The organism is Desulfosarcina widdelii (assembly GCF_009688965.1).
Classification (GTDB): Bacteria; Desulfobacterota; Desulfobacteria; order Desulfobacterales; family Desulfosarcinaceae; genus Desulfosarcina; species Desulfosarcina widdelii.
Genome location: NZ_AP021875.1, coordinates 3,110,977 through 3,128,503, shown reverse-complemented (window position 1 = coordinate 3,128,503; position 17,527 = coordinate 3,110,977). Strand labels below are relative to the sequence as shown.

Annotated in this window: 16 protein-coding genes; 5 read left to right on the top strand and 11 right to left on the bottom strand. The window is 51.4% G+C overall.

Features of this window, described 5'->3' with window-relative positions; all coding sequences use genetic code 11:
• Positions 1-467 precede the first annotated feature (467 nt).
• Positions 468-1,562, top strand: a complete 1,095-nt coding sequence (locus GN111_RS14640; RefSeq protein WP_155304456.1) for a choloylglycine hydrolase family protein — start codon at positions 468-470, stop codon at positions 1,560-1,562.
• Between the two features lie 311 nt (positions 1,563-1,873).
• Here GN111_RS14640 and GN111_RS14635 read toward each other — a convergent pair whose 3' ends face one another.
• Positions 1,874-4,798, bottom strand: a complete 2,925-nt coding sequence (locus GN111_RS14635; RefSeq protein WP_155304455.1) for a PAS domain S-box protein — start codon at positions 4,796-4,798, stop codon at positions 1,874-1,876.
• 315 nt (positions 4,799-5,113) lie between these two features.
• On the opposite strand from GN111_RS14635, the gene GN111_RS33935 reads away from it, so the two are divergent.
• The 3 genes from GN111_RS33935 to GN111_RS14625 all read left to right on the top strand — a co-directional run bounded on the left by GN111_RS33935 (position 5,114) and on the right by GN111_RS14625 (position 6,222).
• Positions 5,114-5,578: a hypothetical protein gene (locus GN111_RS33935; RefSeq protein WP_231715838.1), complete on the top strand. Its 465-nt coding sequence runs from the start codon at positions 5,114-5,116 to the stop codon at positions 5,576-5,578.
• Complete coding sequence (locus GN111_RS14630; protein ID WP_231715788.1) at positions 5,538-5,639, top strand: hypothetical protein; 102 nt, start codon at positions 5,538-5,540, stop codon at positions 5,637-5,639. The genes GN111_RS33935 and GN111_RS14630 overlap by 41 nt, the downstream gene beginning before the upstream one ends.
• Positions 5,640-5,703: 64 nt before the next feature.
• Entirely contained in the window at positions 5,704-6,222 is a 519-nt protein-coding gene (locus tag GN111_RS14625; RefSeq protein ID WP_231715749.1) for a hemerythrin domain-containing protein, read from the top strand.
• A gap of 108 nt (positions 6,223-6,330) precedes the next feature.
• On the opposite strand, the gene GN111_RS14620 is transcribed toward GN111_RS14625, so the two are convergent.
• The 6 genes from GN111_RS14620 to GN111_RS14595 all read right to left on the bottom strand — a co-directional run bounded on the left by GN111_RS14620 (position 6,331) and on the right by GN111_RS14595 (position 10,816).
• A complete protein-coding gene (locus tag GN111_RS14620) occupies positions 6,331-6,876 on the bottom strand; it encodes a peroxiredoxin-like family protein (RefSeq protein ID WP_241392854.1) in 546 nt (181 codons plus the stop codon).
• Positions 6,877-6,894: 18 nt separating this feature from the next.
• Positions 6,895-7,971: a site-2 protease family protein gene (locus GN111_RS14615; RefSeq protein WP_155304453.1), complete on the bottom strand. Its 1,077-nt coding sequence runs from the start codon at positions 7,969-7,971 to the stop codon at positions 6,895-6,897.
• Between the two features lie 145 nt (positions 7,972-8,116).
• Positions 8,117-8,656, bottom strand: a complete 540-nt coding sequence (locus GN111_RS14610; protein ID WP_170302300.1) for a cytochrome b — start codon at positions 8,654-8,656, stop codon at positions 8,117-8,119.
• A 120-nt stretch (positions 8,657-8,776) separates the two neighbouring features.
• The gene (locus GN111_RS14605; protein ID WP_155304451.1) at positions 8,777-9,100 is read right to left on the bottom strand and encodes a P-II family nitrogen regulator; all 324 of its coding nucleotides are present in this window, start codon (positions 9,098-9,100) and stop codon (positions 8,777-8,779) included.
• A 138-nt stretch (positions 9,101-9,238) separates the two neighbouring features.
• A complete protein-coding gene (locus GN111_RS14600) occupies positions 9,239-9,988 on the bottom strand; it encodes a DUF1538 domain-containing protein (RefSeq protein WP_155304450.1) in 750 nt (249 codons plus the stop codon).
• Positions 9,989-10,075: 87 nt separating this feature from the next.
• A complete protein-coding gene (locus GN111_RS14595) occupies positions 10,076-10,816 on the bottom strand; it encodes a DUF1538 domain-containing protein (RefSeq protein WP_231715748.1) in 741 nt (246 codons plus the stop codon).
• A 664-nt stretch (positions 10,817-11,480) separates the two neighbouring features.
• On the opposite strand from GN111_RS14595, the gene GN111_RS14590 reads away from it, so the two are divergent.
• On the top strand, positions 11,481-12,647 hold the full coding sequence (locus tag GN111_RS14590) for a PQQ-dependent sugar dehydrogenase (protein ID WP_155308025.1): 1,167 nt from the start codon (positions 11,481-11,483) through the stop codon (positions 12,645-12,647).
• A 54-nt stretch (positions 12,648-12,701) separates the two neighbouring features.
• Here GN111_RS14590 and GN111_RS14585 read toward each other — a convergent pair whose 3' ends face one another.
• The 4 genes from GN111_RS14585 to GN111_RS14570 all read right to left on the bottom strand — a co-directional run bounded on the left by GN111_RS14585 (position 12,702) and on the right by GN111_RS14570 (position 17,497).
• Complete coding sequence (locus GN111_RS14585) at positions 12,702-13,553, bottom strand: ChaN family lipoprotein (RefSeq protein WP_155304449.1); 852 nt, start codon at positions 13,551-13,553, stop codon at positions 12,702-12,704.
• Positions 13,550-15,670, bottom strand: coding sequence for a M1 family metallopeptidase (locus GN111_RS14580; protein WP_155304448.1), 2,121 nt, complete (start codon positions 15,668-15,670; stop codon positions 13,550-13,552). The genes GN111_RS14585 and GN111_RS14580 overlap by 4 nt, the downstream gene beginning before the upstream one ends.
• 239 nt (positions 15,671-15,909) lie before the next feature.
• A complete protein-coding gene (locus GN111_RS14575; protein WP_155304447.1) occupies positions 15,910-16,914 on the bottom strand; it encodes a metal-dependent hydrolase in 1,005 nt (334 codons plus the stop codon).
• Positions 16,915-16,918: 4 nt separating this feature from the next.
• Entirely contained in the window at positions 16,919-17,497 is a 579-nt protein-coding gene (locus GN111_RS14570) for a histidine phosphatase family protein (protein ID WP_155304446.1), read from the bottom strand.
• Positions 17,498-17,527 lie beyond the last annotated feature (30 nt).

Here is a 17,527-nt window from a genome sequence, read left to right as displayed (position 1 = left end):
ATCTCAGAATTATTTGCACACTAAATCAGAAAAATCCATTCCGGTGAATTGAAAACGTAAAAAACCTATACGAGTCGATCCAGACAACTCGATAGGGAAATATTTTATCAAATTTTAGGTATTATCCCTCCTGTTATAAGGTCTTCACTCTATAGTGTTCGTACCTGCGCCAGTGGCAAGAGCTTTTGGCAATAGCACGTTTTCGGACTGGGCTGGATCGGCAGGTATCCATTTACGTATCTTGATTTTCGCGAAAAAACCGGAAGGCTTCCTGAAGGCCGTCTATCACAACATTTGACAGGGCTGTCCGACGCAAGGTAATCTCAATTTATCTATATTCCGATGAGATCTCCCATATTTCTGTTTAACATCACAAATGTAATGATATCCGGCTCTGCATAATAACCCGGTAGCTTAGGAAAAGATTGCTTAGTCGAGCCTGCCACCTCGAAAACAAGGAAAAGAGAATGAAATCTAAAGTAATACTTTTAATTGTCGCAGTTATGCTGACCGGTATCCAGAATCCCTCAGTAAACGCATGCACCGGAATCCGTCTTGTTGCAGAGGACGGCGGTGTGGTTGTCGGCCGAACGATGGAGTTCGGTTTCGACGTTCAGTCTAACGTTGTCGTGGTACCAGCTGGCACAAAGCTGACGAGTTCCCTTGCCGATAAGTCCCAAGGCATGAGCTACACGTCCAAATATGGAATGGTCGGTGCCAACATTCTCGGCATGAAGGTGATCGTAGACGGCGTCAACGAGAAAGGACTTTACATTGGCGGATTTTATTTTCCCGGCTACGCAAGCTATGCCGATCCAGATCCGAAAAATGCTTCTCGGGCTCTCGCGCCGGAGGATTACGGCGCTTGGATTCTCGCAAACTTCGCCAGTGTCGAGGAAGTTAAGGCCAACTTCGACAAAGCCGTCTTGGTTCCGAATCCAATAAAGGAGATCGGTGGTGAAAGCTTCCCCGGCCACTTTATCCTGCATGACAGCACCGGAGCCTCAGTAGTGATCGAACCAGTGGACAAAACCATGAAGATCTATGACAATCCCATTGGTGCGATGTCCAATTCTCCAACCTTTGACTGGCACATCACCAATCTTCGAAACTACATCAATTTGACCGCTACCAACGTGCCGCCTGTCGAAATAGGCAAAATTAAGCTGACTCAGTTTGGCCAAGGCACTGGTCTGCGCGGAATCCCAGGTGACTTCTCGCCGCCGTCACGGTTTGTGCGTGCAGTTGCGTACTCTCAGTTCGCAAAAAAGCTGCCGACGGCACAGGAAACCTTACAGCAGGTGTTTCACATCATGAACGCCTTCGACATTCCGGTAGGCGCAGTGCGCGACGTGCACGGGGACGAAGTTCACTATGACTACACCGTTTGGACGAGCGCATCCGACTTGAAGAACATTCGCTGGGCATTCAGGACATATAACGACCAGTCAATTCGGAGTGTTGACGTGCGCGAGGCGTTGGCTGGGGCTGGCGGAAAGGTAAAAATCATAGAGATGGATTCTAAGCAGCCGATCGAATATATTTCCACGAAATTCAAGTGAAAGTAGCTTCCTGAAAATCTAAAGCTGAGTTGGTGTAGGAATAGATCTGTGACGAGAAACAGGCCTCTTAAGTTTTGAATCCAGATACCTCCCCAAAAGCCAGTTTGGAGCAACGACAGATATCCACATTCCGTTTTCCTGAAATCGTTTCACCCCCCGGTGCAGGTTACAATACCATCTCTCAAGACTTCCCTATGACCATATTCCAACTGGCTATCCGAAAGGTCGGTGACTACCTGGGCTTCGTATATCCGGATGGTCTTTTATCATATTCAATTTGAGGTTGTTTAGGCTTGCTTTTCAAGCATTATTTATTGATTGATTGATTGATTTGTTTCATCCAACACTTTCTTAACCGTAGTAGCAAGATCGTTTAATGTAAGTGGCTTCATAAGAATGCTATCAATCCCCATTTCCGATTTTTTGTCTTGTGATAGTCTTTTGCTGAATCCAGTACAAATTATGATAGGAAGTTTGGGTAGGAATTGTTTTATTTCTTCAACAAGTTTGTCACCGTTCATATTAGGCATAGTCATGTCCGTAATGACTAAATCATACTTGTCAGGTTTTGCTCGTAAGGCTTCTAATGCATCAATAGGACTTGTTCGCGTTTCAACTTGGTAGCCAAGAAATTCCAATAAATCCTTTCCAATATCAACTAAGGGCTTTTCATCATCAACAAATAAAATGTTGCCTTTACCTTTCAGCAAAGGATCTATTTCTGTTGTTGCTTTTTCTTCGTTTCCTTCAATTGTAGGAAATAATATGTGAAAAGCTGTTCCAACACCGAGCTCGCTGTAGACTTTTATATCCCCGCCATGATCCTTTACGATTCCATGTACCAGGGCAAGTCCCATCCCGGTTCCCTCTCCAACTTCTTTGGTCGTATAGTAAGGGTCAAATATTCGCGAGATTGTATAATTATCCATACCGTGGCCTGTATCTGTAACCATAAGCTTAATATAAAGACCCGGTTTTAGTTCATTAAAGTTTGAGCGATCGTTCTCATTGATGGCTATAGGATGCAAATCAACGGAAAGCTTTCCACCTTTTTTTTCCATAGCATGGGCTGCATTCGTACACAAATTTAAAACGACTTGGTGGATTTGAGTTTGGTTCGCATATACAGCACCTATATTTGTTTTAATATCCTGCTGCATTTCAATAGTTCTTGGAATTGATGCCCGGAGGAGCTTTAATGTTTCCTTTACAGCCACACCAATATCAAGCGGTTGCTTTTCAAGTTTAGTCTGCCGACTAAAAGCGAGTATTTGCTGTATAAGTCCCTTTGCACGTTCGCTTGCTATAAAAATTTGTTTAGTATATTCTTGAATTTTAGGATTTTCTTTTGAATATATTTGTGCAAGCTCGGTATAGCCTATAATCGCTCCAAGGATATTGTTAAAATCGTGAGCAATGCCTCCGGCAAGTGTGCCAATGGCCTCCATTTTCTGGGCTTGCAGCAAAGCAAGCTCTAATCGTTTGGCCTCTTTTTCAGCATTTTTACGATCCGTGATGTCTAAAAACATTGCACGTGCACCGGCTATTTTATTGTGTTCTTCATAAATAGGATGGACATGCAAAATCGTGTTCACAATCTTTTTTTCGCGAGTTAGAAGATCGCGTTCTTCATGTATGGTAACCCCATTGAATGCTCGCTGATAATCAACTTTCTTCAATAGTTCTCTTGATGTCTCTGTGTAGTATCGAGACAGAGGCGTATCTAAAATTTCTTCGCGATTATAGCCTATGAGGTTCAGAAAAGCTTTGTTGACATTTTTGATATAAGGATCTCCATCTTTATTTTCGATTACCACGTATCCTATCGGAGCTTCGTTAAATAGATCTTGATATCGGCGCTCACTGGCCTTTAAATTATTCTCCCCAATTTTGCGTTCAGTGATGTTTTGGGTGAATGCAACAGAAAATTGGTTTCCCTCGTATTCAAGCAGGTTCGTTGTAATCTCAACGAACATATCACTGCCATCCTTGCGGCGGTGTATTCTTTCAAAATGATTTGACCCAGTCTCACATAATGATTGCCACATCGCCCCCCATTCATCGCTTTTTGTATGTGGGTCGATGTCGAAGATTGACATTCCATGAAGCTCATCAACAGTATACCCGAGTTCTAAGGCAGCTTGTCTGTTTACGTCAATAATCATAGCGTCTGACCCAATTCGATAAATCCCGATAGAGGCCTTGTCAAAAATGAATCGCGTGATACGCAGCGAGTCTTCTGTTTGTTTCCGTAGGGTGATATCCGAGTGCGTACCGATAAAACGAACAGGTTCTCCCTGATCGTTCCGTGCCACGATTTTTCCTTTGCCTTGAATCCACATATAATGGCCGTCTTTGTGTTTAAACCTGAATTCATTATCGTAGCTTTCTATTTCTCCAGACAAATAATTCTGAATTGAAGACTTCACCTGCTGTATGTCATCAGGATGGACCCGCAGCTCCCACTCATCGAAATTAGCTGGGAATTCATTGGGCGAATAGCCAGAAATTGTGTAATAGCGTTTGTCAAAATGAATTGTGTTGTTTTGTAGATTCCAGTCCCATATTCCTTCATTTGCACCCGACAATGCTAAATCTAAACGCTGCTCACTTTCTCGTAAGCGTTCCTCGGATTTTATTAGTTTTATTTTTGCAAGGTGGCTGTGCTCCTGTCGAGCAAGCAGGAGGCCAACAAAAAAAATTCCGAAGAAAATGGCTAAACCATAAGGCAAAGCCACCGCTTTTAACAACGCCCATGCTGTCTGTATATCTTTATAAAAAAGCCAACCAGGAAGGACTATTAGTGTTGCTGCCAGTGCAGAAACAAATGCCTTTGGGATGCTGTCAATTTTGTCACGGAAATTATATAAAACCGTACCACCCAGAGCAGATAAGCCAACCCCGATTACTCCACTTAAAGCGCCTGCTCCGCCAAGATTGATCCGGTAGGTGCCAGCCATAAAGGCGCCTATAACTGCTGACAGTGGCCCCCCAAAAGCACCGCAAAGTGTGATTATGGCGTTTCTTTGATCGACGACAACGCCTTCAGCTACAGGTATTTTGGCATACATGCAGCCAATGGCAAAAAGACCAAAAGTAAAACCGACCAAAGCCTGCCTGGTAAATTTGGCTGATTCTTCAAAAGTACTGATTAAAAATCCATAGACAGCTATTAAGACGATAAAAATCGCCATATTATTAAATAGGCCATAGAATAAATCAGTACCTGATACCATTTCTTACCTTCCTTAATATCAGACATAAAAAGTTATAGGCGGTTGCTGATCCGTGGCCGCTGACAAAATAAAACCAACTCACCCCCAACTGTTTTATATCATTATTCAAAATTGAATCATGGCATTAACTCGTTCCTTAAAAGCAATAGCAGACTCCAAATACAAATATCATTCTCTTGACTGCCCCAAACGTTTCAAATCGGAACGAAGAATACAATACTTTATCGCAGCTTTGATTCGATTGCGGATAAATTGAGCCTAATCCATAAAATTAATCTCTGTCAAAGCCCGATTTTTGCGGAACTACGTTGTCGGTTGGATATGTGGCAAACTGTCATTAAAAGCAGTTGGGACCCTCCAGCATCAGAAATTGGAAACCAACAACTTCTTTCCTGTCGTCTGTTTGTCTTTCGAAACCGTATACTTCAAACTCATCGACTTTATTTCAAAATTGTTGAAAACCTCCCTGATATCTGGATGGTCATTGATGCTAATGATGAATCGGCTGGAGATCCCGGCCAATACTACCGCCATCCGCTTATAGTCGGCCAGTTCCAGGTTGTGTTCGTAAAAGGAGCACAAGAGCAGCCTATTTCGGGCACACGTGGAGAACATGGCGAGCTTGTTAAATGCCACTGGCTAGGCGATGCTGGAAACTGGCCTACGCCAAGCGAAAAACTTCGGCAGCCAGTTCAAGGACCAACTCACCAGTGTACCTGGTATCTTCGCCGCCGGGGACATCTGTGGCCCACCATGGCAGGTAGCAAAGGCGGTTGGTGAGGGGTGTGTTGCCGGTATCAATGCGGCTGACTACGCAAAAAAGCTACACCCGACTCTGTAATTTCATCAAAATGAGTTTCGGGAATAAAAAAGTAGGTATTAATATGCAAGCATGAGGCGCTCTCATGATAGAGCACCTTTTGATTGAAAGAATTCTTAACGTACTCAAAGGAGTTTTGGCCAAAATCGAATCGAATCACGAGTTAGATCCTGTGTTCGTGGATATAGCAGTTGATTTCATACGTGTATACGCCGACCGGACGCATCACGGGAAAGAGGAAGATATTCTTTTTCGGGAACTCAATAAAAAAAGGTTGAAATCAGAAGATATTAAAATCATGAAAGAACTGATCGATGAACATGTATTTGGTAGACAGACAACCAAAGCGCTTGTTGAAGTTGACACTCGCTATCGGAATGGGGATGAGCTTGCCTTGGCAGATATTACTGCAAATCTTAAAACCCTCATTGATTTTTATCCCAGACATATTGAAAAAGAAGATAAAATTTTTACCCATAGATCCAGAATTTACTTCACTGATGAAGAGGACCGGGCAATGCTTGAAGAGTTCTGGGAGTTTGATCGAAATATGATTCACGAGAAATACAAATCAATGGTTGAAGTATTTGAAAACCAAAAATGAATCTCGAACAGTCGGTGTGCCGATCTGGTTGCATTGGCATTTTGTAATCTGTGTATTTTAGGCAATTGCGCCAAGTGGGGATACATTGAGAAGTGTCACGCCAGATGATCATGCAGTGCGTTCACCGCTCAGCACATCAAGCAGAACATCGGGCGACGGATGATCGGCCGGTCCGGCGGCATGGTGGCTGAACAGGATGCGACCGTCGGTGTCGATAATAAAGACCCCGGGCAGCTGGCGTACGTCCCCTTGGGGAACGCCGATACCATGGCCCTTGGCCATGGCCGTAACCCCCCGTAATACCATTTTGGCAGACAGCAGCGCCCCAGCGGACGCCTGTTTGAGTCGAAAGGCCTCGAAAAGACGTTTATCCGGATCGGCAATCATGGGAAAGGGGACATCGAACCGTTCTTTGAATGCGGCCGTCTGCCCGACACTGCCCAACCCGACAAGCACCACTGCCGCACCCAGGCGGTCAAACGCTTCTTTTTCGCGGCGCAACTGCGCCACCTGCTCGCGGCAGAACGGTCAGCCGTAATGTCGCAAAAAAACCAGCACCAGTGGGCCCTGCCTCCAGAATTCTGTCAGCTGTACCCGCGAATGATCCCACAGCTGAACCTCTTGTTTGCCGATTGCACGCATATTCAGCTCCATAAAGGTCTCCTTTCATTACTAGTCCGCCGCAGCCTCCCGAATCCGCATGAACGCACCGAGGTTGTCTGTCGTCACGACACCGACGAGCTTTCCCTCCCGGGTCACGGGCAACAGGTCACATCGACATTCATTCAACTTGGTAACGACCGTATCCAGCATTTCCGTTGATTCGACGGAAGCGGCATCCTTGCGGATGATGGATGCTACCGTTGCCTGGGAGCTCTTTCCGGACAACGCCGTGACAAGGTCGGCCTGGCGCAGAACACCCTCCAAAATGCCATCGCTGACGACCGGGAAATCTTTCTGGGTGCCGGTCAGCGTGAACTCAACAGCTCGCTGCAGACTGTCATCGGCGTCGAGGGTCTTGAATTCGTTGACCATTGCCTGGTGAACCGGGATGCCGCCGACAGCAGATTTCATTTGGGTGAACGCCGCTTCCTGGGTCGCGCCCAGCCAGACGAACACCGCGATGAACAGTAGAAACGGACTATAGAAGAGGCCCATCAGGCCAAACAAAACGGCGATCACGCGGCCAACGGAAGCTGCAATCCGGGTCGCCCGGTCGTATTTCAACCGCGTTGCCAGGGCGGCGCGAAAAACGCGCCCCCCATCCATGGGAAAGGCGGGAATCATGTTGAAAGCGATCATGAACAGATTGACCGCCATGAGACGCTCCAAAAGCGGGCCTGTGGTGACGGTCAGGCGCTGCAACGGTTCCCATGAAGCCGTTGCCTGAAGCCAGAAAAACAAGGCGGCCGCAATGAACACGTTGACGGCCGGTCCGGCCAGGGCCACCCACAGTTCCTGCATGGGTTGGGAAGGAATCTTCTCCAGGCGCGCCACACCGCCGATTGGCAGCAGAATAATGTCACGTGTCGCGATTCCATACCGCCTGGCCATCAGGGCATGGCCGAACTCATGCAGCACCACGCACAGGAAGATGGCGAGAATAAATAGAACACCAATCAGCGCGGCGCCGACACTTTGGCCCCGCTGCCAGTGTACCAGCGCGACCCATCCGATCAGCAGAAGAAAGGTGAGATGCATGTTTACGTCGATACCGAGAAATTTTCCGATTTTGATTGACCATTTCATGGCAACACCTCCTTGCCCGCGACCATACTTTTCGGACAAATGGCATATTCATTACCATTCTCAGAACAAAGCTATGGCCGATCCAGAAGGCTGCAATATGAAATGCCTGATCGGTAGTTGGTAGGCCAAGCCTACCCATATCCGTTTATCGACCTTTCAGCATTCGTATCAACGTCCGGTCGCCGTCGATGTAGTGATGCTTCAAGGCCGCTGCAGCGTGGACAACGATGGCCGCCGCCAAAATCATTGCGGTTGCGCTGTGGATCTGACTGAAAATCCCGCCAAGGGATGGACTGTGCCAGACCAGCGTCGGCATTTGGATCCAGCCGAACACGCCAACGGGATATCCATAGGCTTGGGACATGAGGATTCCAGCCAACGGCTGAATCAGCAGGAGGACATAGAGACAGACATGCAAAACCTCTGAAACGTAGCGCAGCGCCAGGTGGGAACCCAGAAACCGGGGTCTAAAATTTTCAAGACGCCAGAGCAAGCGCACGACCATTAAGAAAAAAACCAAAACCCCAAATGATTTATGGGCGCTGACAACGATGGATTTGATGCCGCCATCCGGCAACACCCCAAGCAACAGCCCCCCGGCCAACATCCCTGCAACAACAAAAAAGGTGAGCCAGTGCAGCAATCGGGACACCAAGCCGTAATCTTCGCGGGTATTTTTAAGCATGAGGTGCCTCATCAGGTATCAATTACTTTTTTCTTCCGGAGTTCTTCTCATTATCCAACTTATTTTCATCATTGCTTTTGGAGCCGCCATGATTCGTTTTTTTTCCAACAGGGAGTCTACCTATTGCTCATTGGTCATCTGGCTTTCGATGCCGATTGCCGATTCTACGCTGAGCACAAAAGCAATCCCGGTACCGGGTTCGTGAAATCGCCCGGCTTCGTGAATGGCCGAAAGCACCGATGCAACGCAATTTTCACTTACGAGAAACAGCACCACCTCAGTGCGAATGTCGAGACTCAATCCAAAAAACGTCTTAGCTTCTCGCGCACCGGTACCCGCCGCGTCGATGACGGTGGCCCCAGTTGCGCCGGCGCCTTTCGCCGAGTCGACGACCTTGTCGGTGAGATCCGGTTTGACCATGGCTACGATACATTTAAAAGCCACGTTTGTCCTCCTGTGTGAATCGATGTCTGCAAGACGCACCGATAATCTTGCATTTCCTCTGGGCGCTGCCAACCGGTTGCTTTTGGCATTGCGCTTTCCCTTGTTTTATCCGGCCACCCTCATGCGGAGTCATTTTACTCAGCCTTTCCTGCGGATCATCCACTGGGCAACTTGTGCATAGCCCAGCACACTGATGATGGGAAACAGGCTGGCAAAGGCAATCAGGCCAAAGCCGTCCAGAATCGGACTGCGATCCGGTACGTTGGAGGCGATACCCAAACCCAACGCGGTCACCAGCGGAACCGTAACCGTTGAAGTGGTGACGCCCCCCGAATCGTAGGCCAGCGGAACGATGACTTTAGGTGCAACCATGGTTTGAATGGCCACCAAAGAATAGCCGACAAGAATGTAAAGATAAAGCGGTGTGCCGGTGACAATGCGAAACGTGCCCAGGGAGATACCGACGGCGACACCCAGGGCCACGGCCACACGCAAACCCATCGCCGACACGGTTCTTTTGGAGGCCTCCTGGGCTTTGTTGGCCACGGCGATCAGGGAGGGCTCGGCAATGGTGGTGGAAAACCCCACCATGAAGGCAAAGAGATACACCCACCCGTAAGCCGTCCAGGACACCGCGCTGCCGCCGCCCGCATTTTCGGTGAGCATTTTGGCCATGCTTCGTCCCACGGGGAAAAGCGCCAGATCGAGGCCGCCCAGAAAGCAAGCCATCCCGACGAGAACCAGAAAAAAACCGAAGACAATGCGCCTGGGCCGGGGGATCGGCTGGCGAAGAACGACCATCTGAAAAAAGACCAGGAGCGCCAGCACCGGCACCACGTCTTTAGCGGTGGCAAAAAGCAGTCGAGCCGGATTGAAAAGGATTTCCATGGTATTGTCATCTCCCGATGTGATGGGCGGCATTTTCGAATGTCGCTTTTGGCGACTTTATCCGGAGACCGCCTTCGGTCCATCCCGTCAGTGCATGACCAGGCCATAAACCATGACGAAAATCATCGGCGTCAGCGACGCCAAGGCGATGAGGCCGAATCCGTCCGTCAACGGGTCCCGACCACGGATGGTGCGGGCGAGTCCCACACCCAAAGCGGTCACAAGGGGCACGGTCACCGTCGAGGTCGTCACCCCACCGAGATCGTAGGCCAGCCCGATGATCTCTTTCGGGGCGAACAGGGTCATCAGCATCACCAGGCCGTAACCTCCTAAAATAAAATAGGGCAGGGGCCACCCGCGAAGGATTCGCAAAACACCGATGACGATAGCCACGCCCACCGAAACAGCCACCGTCAGGCGGACACCCAGCGCGTATCCCGCAATGGATGCCTGGGTGCGGGGAATGAGTCCGGCTTCCGACACGGCGAGCGCACCCTCGCGGGTGATGGCGATCAACGCCGGCTCGGCCACCGTTGTTCCCGATCCCAACATAAAGGAAAACACCAGCAGCCAGGTAAGGCTTCCTTTTCGGGCAAACTCTTCGGCCAGCGCCTCACCCAGAGGGAAAAGGCCGATATCCAAACCAACGACAAAGAGGGCCAGCCCCAGAATGACCAGCCCAAGTCCCATTGCAATAGAAAAAAATTCCGGAAGGGGCTGACGCAGGATCATCCCTTGGAACAAAGCGATGACGACCACAATCGGCGCAAGGTCACGGCATGAACCTAAAAGAGCCGTGCCCAGCGCAGCAGCGGCCTGCCTCAGCATGGACATCTCCATGTTGAAACTGTGCCCTTGTGATAATCCATACGGTTCCAGTTTCGGCGCTTAGCCGGACCCGGTCTCCCGGACTGTAAACCGCGTATGTGGGCTTGGGGTCCTTTTTCAAACGTGAACAGCGAAAGGTGCGGCAACCCCGCACCTTGCTTTCTTTTTCGCGATATCATTGAGGATTGGTGGACGCCTTTTGCATCGCCTTCGACGTTCTGCTCTACGGACATGGAAATACCTTTTATCCTTATTTTTCAAAAAAGGCGAAAGGCCTATTTATGGTGTCTATACCGTGCGATCCGAGTGCGCATGAATCAACAAAAGCGTCTGGTATAAACTTTTAAGTATAACAGTCTGGAAAGAAAATACAAGATGTTGGGCGATGGGCGGTCAATTCGAACGGATTCGGACGGAAAGGCAAAACCATTCCGGCGATCCCATAAAAAAGAACCCTACCGATTCTTGTGCTCTTGCCACAGATACAAAAATCTGGAAATATGAGATATGTTTGGCAGCATAGGATCAGTAATTTTCTGAATGTTTTTTTACCACGGTCACCTGGGCGGGTTCGCTTTTTATGCTGCTTCCCTTAACCGTGTAAAGGATTGAGTAAATGATACCCGGCAACCATTTATTGACGAGAGCATTGGCGTTCCCCGTGATGATTGTTCTGCTGGCAACGGTTGTCGTATCTGTTCGCGCGGCAGAGCCTGTTGTCATTGACGACGAGGTGCCTGCCGAGGGTGGCTTTCGCAGTTTCACACTGCTTCAAGGGTTGGCGCACCCATGGTCCATGGCGTGGTTGCCGAATGGTGATCTGCTGATCACCGAACGGCCGGGGCGGCTGCGTCTGGTGAAGGGGGGAAGGCTGGTGCCTGCTCCCGTCGATGGTGTCCCCGAAGTATTTGCCGCGGGTCAGGGAGGCCTGCTTGATGTCCGTTTGCACCCCCGTTTTTCTGAAACCCGCCGGATCTATTTTTCCTATGCTCACGGCAATGCCAATGCGAACCATACGCGCGTCGCCGCGGCCAAGTTCGATGGTGACCGCCTCGAAAACTGGACGGTGATTTTTCAAGTCGGGGTGCATAAGTCCGGCAAACAACATTTTGGATCGCGCTTGCTGTGGCTTCCCGATGAAAGCCTACTGGTCTCCATCGGTGATGGCGGGAATCCACCGATACGACTCTCGGGGGGTTGGATTCGCAAACAGGCCCAGAACAAACAAAACCATTTGGGAAAAATACTGCGGCTGGATGATGCCGGCAATGCGCCCCGGGATAATCCTTTTTCCGATACGGCGGATGCCGAGAAAACCATTTGGAGCTATGGGCACCGGAACATCCAGGGGTTGGCCTACGATTCGCTCCGAAAGGTGGTGTGGGCATCGGAGCACGGGGCGCTTGGTGGAGACGAGTTGAACCGCATTGTCAAGGGCGGAAATTATGGATGGCCGGAGGCTACCTTCAGCCGCGAGTACCTGGGCGGTTTCAAAATCTCAGACCACGTATCAAAACCTGGCATGGTGGATCCAACAGTGGTCTGGATGACGGCCATTGCTCCCTCCGGGTTGATGGTATATACCGGCGACCGTTTTCCCCGGTGGCACGGCGATATCTTCGTTGGCGGACTCAAGTCCCAGGATATCCGGCGAATCGACCTGGATCATTCCGGACGGGTGATCGCTCAAACGGCCCTGCGCATCGGGCATCGCGTGAGAGATGTCCGTCAAGGACCGGATGGACTGATTTACGTTCTCACGGATGAATCCGACGGTCACCTCATTCGCCTCGAACCGGCCGCGGATCGCCAGGCCCCGTCCTCGCCATGACGGTTGGGTCGAATCATTCAGGCAATTCTGCACGGTTGGCGATCTTCTCCTGGGCTATTCCTCCAGGCCGAGGATCAGGTAGTCGGCGTCCTGCTTTGAGACACTTCCGGGCGTCCAGCGGCCTTTTACAGAGGGTTGGATCACGGCCTGCTCGACTTCGGCATTCTCGCGCGCGGCCTGCTCGGGAGCGGCTTTCTTCCAGGCGTGGATCATGCCGCAAAGAACGACAACCGTGTGCTCGGGATGGTCTTCGAGGTACGCCAGGGCATAAATGGCCATGGCTGTGTCCCAGACGAGTTGGGCCTCACAGAAGCGGCGAAAGCCCGATTCCGAGCCGTGATGGCCAAGTACACGGCGCAGGAATTCCTCGTATTCCCGGTCTACGCGACAAACGATGGGGGGAAGCTTACCGATCTCCTCGGGCGTCAGGGACTCGAAGCCGTTTCTCGCCACCTTGCGGGTGATGCTTCGCGGCACGTTCAAACCGATCATAGGAATGCTCCGGTCCCGGCAGTACAGGAAGATATCCCGGTACAAATGCCAGTCCTGACTCCAATTGCGGGCAAAGGCCCGGCGCATCTCGTCCTCGCTCAGCGCCCCCGCGACCCAGGCGTCGAGGACGCTTTGTTCGATGTGTTGAAACATCTCCAGGCCCACGGCCACGGGGCGTTTGCGTTTATCCAGGCTTTGGATGACAGCCAGCTGGGCGGCGTGGTGGGCCGCATTGTCGTGGAATTCTCCGACGTAGACAATACCCGGTGACGGCAACTTCCCGGCGGCTTGGTCCAGGCTGATTTCGGCTCTGCCGGCCACGTCCCATAGGGTCATGTCCGCTGCCTGAAGGATGGTGCCGGGAATGAACAGCAATACAAACAGCAGCGTTTGAACACCAAGGCGCATTCTCATGAGTTGTCTCCCAGATCAACGACAAGGGGCGAACCGGACACCTCGCCGACGCCTTTGCCGGTATTGACGCCGCCCTTGAAGGACAGCCGGCCATAGCGGCCGTAGTGAGTAATTTTGCGGGCCGTGCGCACCACCGTCTCGACGTCGGTGCCCGCCACGGGAAGGAACACGGCCACCAGCCTCTGGTTCTTTTTAAAGACCGCGAACAGGGTGTCGGCATTGCGGCTGGAAATGTCCTTTCCCACCTGGAAAGCCCTGGACGAGAGCAGTACTGCATCACCTAACTCCGACAACAGGTTCCGTCCTTTTTCCCGTTTGGGCATGCCAAAGAAGAGTACGTCCGCTCCGGCGGTATCCTCGGCAGCGAACCTGCTTTCTCTCCAGACGGGTGTGCCACCGTGGTTGAGGCCCATGAGAAGTCCTCGGAAAATCTGTGCCCAGGGTTCGGGGCTGTCTTCGGCGAGAACGGCGGCGAGGGCGCCGGAGCCCTTAACCGCATTGACGGTGGCCGGAATTTCCTCAGGGTAGAGAAGGCGAAAAACATCGAAGTCGGGGTCGGCGGCCACGGTTCGAGGCGCCTGTTGCATTCGGATGCTGAACTTCGCCGTGGCACCATCCAGGGGTACGTTCTCCCTCTGTTTGACCGTGGCACCGGCCACCTCTAACGGCACGCGGACGTTGTAGCGGGGAGATTTCTGAATGAGTACCCCCTCCACCTGCGTACGGCCTGCCGCGGTAACCACCCGGGGGCGATCCATGGCCAATTGCAGTGCACCCGGACGGGTGATCCACTGATCGTAAAATGTGCGCACCGCATCTTGATCCAAGCCGCCGTGCTCGGCGAAAGCATCCATAAAGTGGCCCCAGTTGGTTTTCTTGTATAGCCGCTCGCCATAGATGTCCCGCAAAGCAGCCCAGAACGCCGCGTCGCCGATTCGCAGGCGCATCATATGGAACACGAACATGGCCTTTCCATAGCCGACGGCCTGGCTGGCAGGGTTGTAGCGGCTGCGGAAATTGGACAGGGGAAAGTCCTTTTCTCCTGCGGCGAGAAGCGCATACTTTTCGAGCGTACGCAGGCGATAGCCCCGGGCCTGTTCGAAGGAATCCTCCTCCTTGGAAAGGTAATCGGCCACGTAAGTGGTCAGCCCCTCACACCAATTGCCCCCGGCAGCATCCACCAACACGCCGTTGCCCCACCAGCAGTGGGCCACCTCGTGCCTGAGGCTGGTATCGGGAATGAAAGGCAGCCTCAACACGCGACTGCCCAGCAGCGTAAACGATGGAAAACCGTATCCGGTGGGAAAGAAATTTTCCACCACGGCGAATTTGGCAAACGGATAAGGCCCGTGAAGCGCTTCATAGCGGCTGATGTGACGCTGCACGGCGTCCAGATAACGGGTTGAAAGTCCTGCATTGGCCGGAAAGAAGTAGGTGGCGATGCGCACCTTGCCGTGCATACGTTCATTGACGACGTAGCGCCCCGCAAACATGGCCAGCGGTCCCGATGGGCGAGCCACCGACCAAATTGAAAGACTCCTGTCGCCGTCGTCGGCATGGGTTTCAAGCCTGCCTTCCATCACCGCATAGATACCCCTGGGCGCGGTCACCGACACCCGAAAGGTCTCGGGGATATCTTCCAGGATCACTGGGTACCAGCCGCTGCCAGCCAGGAAGAAGGCGGCATACCCGGTGATGGTTCCCATGACACCCTGGCCGGGGTTGTCCATGGAAAAGGGCTCGGCCTCGAAGGGGTCGTCGAATACGCCCTCGTAGCGCAGGACCACGGTGTTCGAAGACGGATCTGCGGCCTCGAGATTCAGATCCAGCACGCCCTTTTTTTGGGTGTACGTGGCGCCCTTTACGCCAAGGATGCGCACATCGGGGCGAAAGGCCACGCGCAGGCGCGACGCGCCCCTGGGAAAACGGATGGTGTCCTTGCCGCGCAGGGTTTTGGCATCGTGCAGGATTTCCACCTCGAGTTCGTGGTGGAGGGTCTGCTGTGCTGCGGAATCGACGGCCGCCGCAAAAAGAATCCACAGTCCTGCCAGCGCAGCGACGAAAACAAGGCGCAGGGTGCTTAACGGATGGGGATGTCGAGAATCGGATGTCATCATAATAATAATCTACGACAAACAGTTTATTTTGCAATGTGGTTAATCTTGACAGACTCATAAATAGTCGAAATTTTCATTTTTTCGTCATTCCGGCGCAGGCCGGAATCCAGTCATTTCAATGGGTTCTGGATGCCCCCGGATCAGGTCCGGGGCAGGCTTATCAAGTCCGGCATGACGGCGCTGCGACTTTTTACAAGACCGTCAAGTATCAATCTGGCTGACTTTCAAAATTGGTTTTTTCAGCCTTCAGGTCTCGCGTTCCAGATTCTTTTCCACACCCAAGCCAGGCGCCGCCAATCCTGGCTGGTTTTCAATCTTTCATCGTCGATCGGATAGGGCTGCAAATCGTTCAATCGGGCAACCTTGAATCGGAAGACATAATCGGGTTCCGACCCCATGCGCAAATCGGTCATGACCACATCCTCGTCCACAGTAGAAAAGGCATAATAGCCCCTGGTGAACCACTTCAGTTTGACAACCGGCGGGTGTTCTTCGATTCCTGTCATCAAGGCCAGGTTTCTGGGGTGGAAATCAACCAGCAACGGTGTTTCTTTATCGAACAGCGAGAAATAGGTTTCGAAATATCGGTCTTTATCGATGCCAACCACCCGCCATAGCAGCGTGGTGAACGGCGCCGGGGAGGATATGAGCTGGGAATGAGATACCTGCTGATGCGCAAGCTTTTCTTTTACCCTGCGTTCGACGAATTCGCCGGCACCAAACGCCCAGGCAAGATAGATCAGGCTGAGAAACAGGCCGACCGAATTGAGTCGATGGCCCAGGGACCTGTTCCTCTTTAGCACCAGTGCAGCCAAAACGCCCGAAAGTATCGGTAAAGTAAAAAGGGGGTCAATGATGAATAAAATCGGGAGTGCCATGGGCGTCGTGTCAAACGGCCAAAAGATTTGTGTCCCGTATATGGTCAGCAGATCCAACAGCACGCTGGTTTCCAGTACAAGGAAGGCGAGCAGAACCCATCTGCGATAATATCGCTTCGTGTCAGAATGGATATTCGAAATCAGCCAGGCAATCATCGGTGATAACAGCACCAGGAGAATAAGAGAATGACTGAAGCCGCGGTGGTAAACAAAGTTGTCTACCGGGCCGCCCAGGGGGATAAAGACATCCAGATCCGGTAATGTCCCCAAGACGGCACCCCAAACAAGAGCCTTCCGGCCGACCTTTTTACCAAGGATGGCCTCTCCACAGGCGGCGCCGAATGTTAACTGGGTCAAAGAGTCCATTGTGTTAATTCTCAAAAGTCAGCTTGCCGACCACGCTGTAGGGTGCATCTTCCTTCAATTCCAACAGTACTCCCATGCCTGAGGAAACGCTCTCGCCTGTCATGGCGGCAATGGATACAAAATGGGTTACCATTACAATTAACTCGCCATCCACGGGTTGCCGGGAAATGAAATCTTTCAGCGCGCTGATGTTCGGCTCCCGGTCTTGAATTCGCTCATAGAACGAATTTAAGGCGGGCAACTGTTTTACAGGGCCCAAGTGCATTAAACTGGCCGTTTCGAGGCACCGGCACCATTGGCTGGAGTATACACGCGCCGATGCGACGCCTATGTGGCGAAGCCAATTGCCGATGCTTCGCGCTTGAGCGCGACCCGTTTCATTGAGGTTCCGCTGCGTGGCACAGTCACCAATCGTAAAATGATCCGGATCGCCACTTCCCGGTGCAAGCGCATGACGAACCATTAAGATATGGCCGCCGGCTTTTAGCCGGGCAATCATCTCGTTATTGTCTGCCGAGCTGTCGAAGGCCGGTAGAATGATTGATCCTGCCAATATGATGATCAATAAACAAACGGACCGCATAGAAATTGTTCCCTTTTTATCTAATGCCTA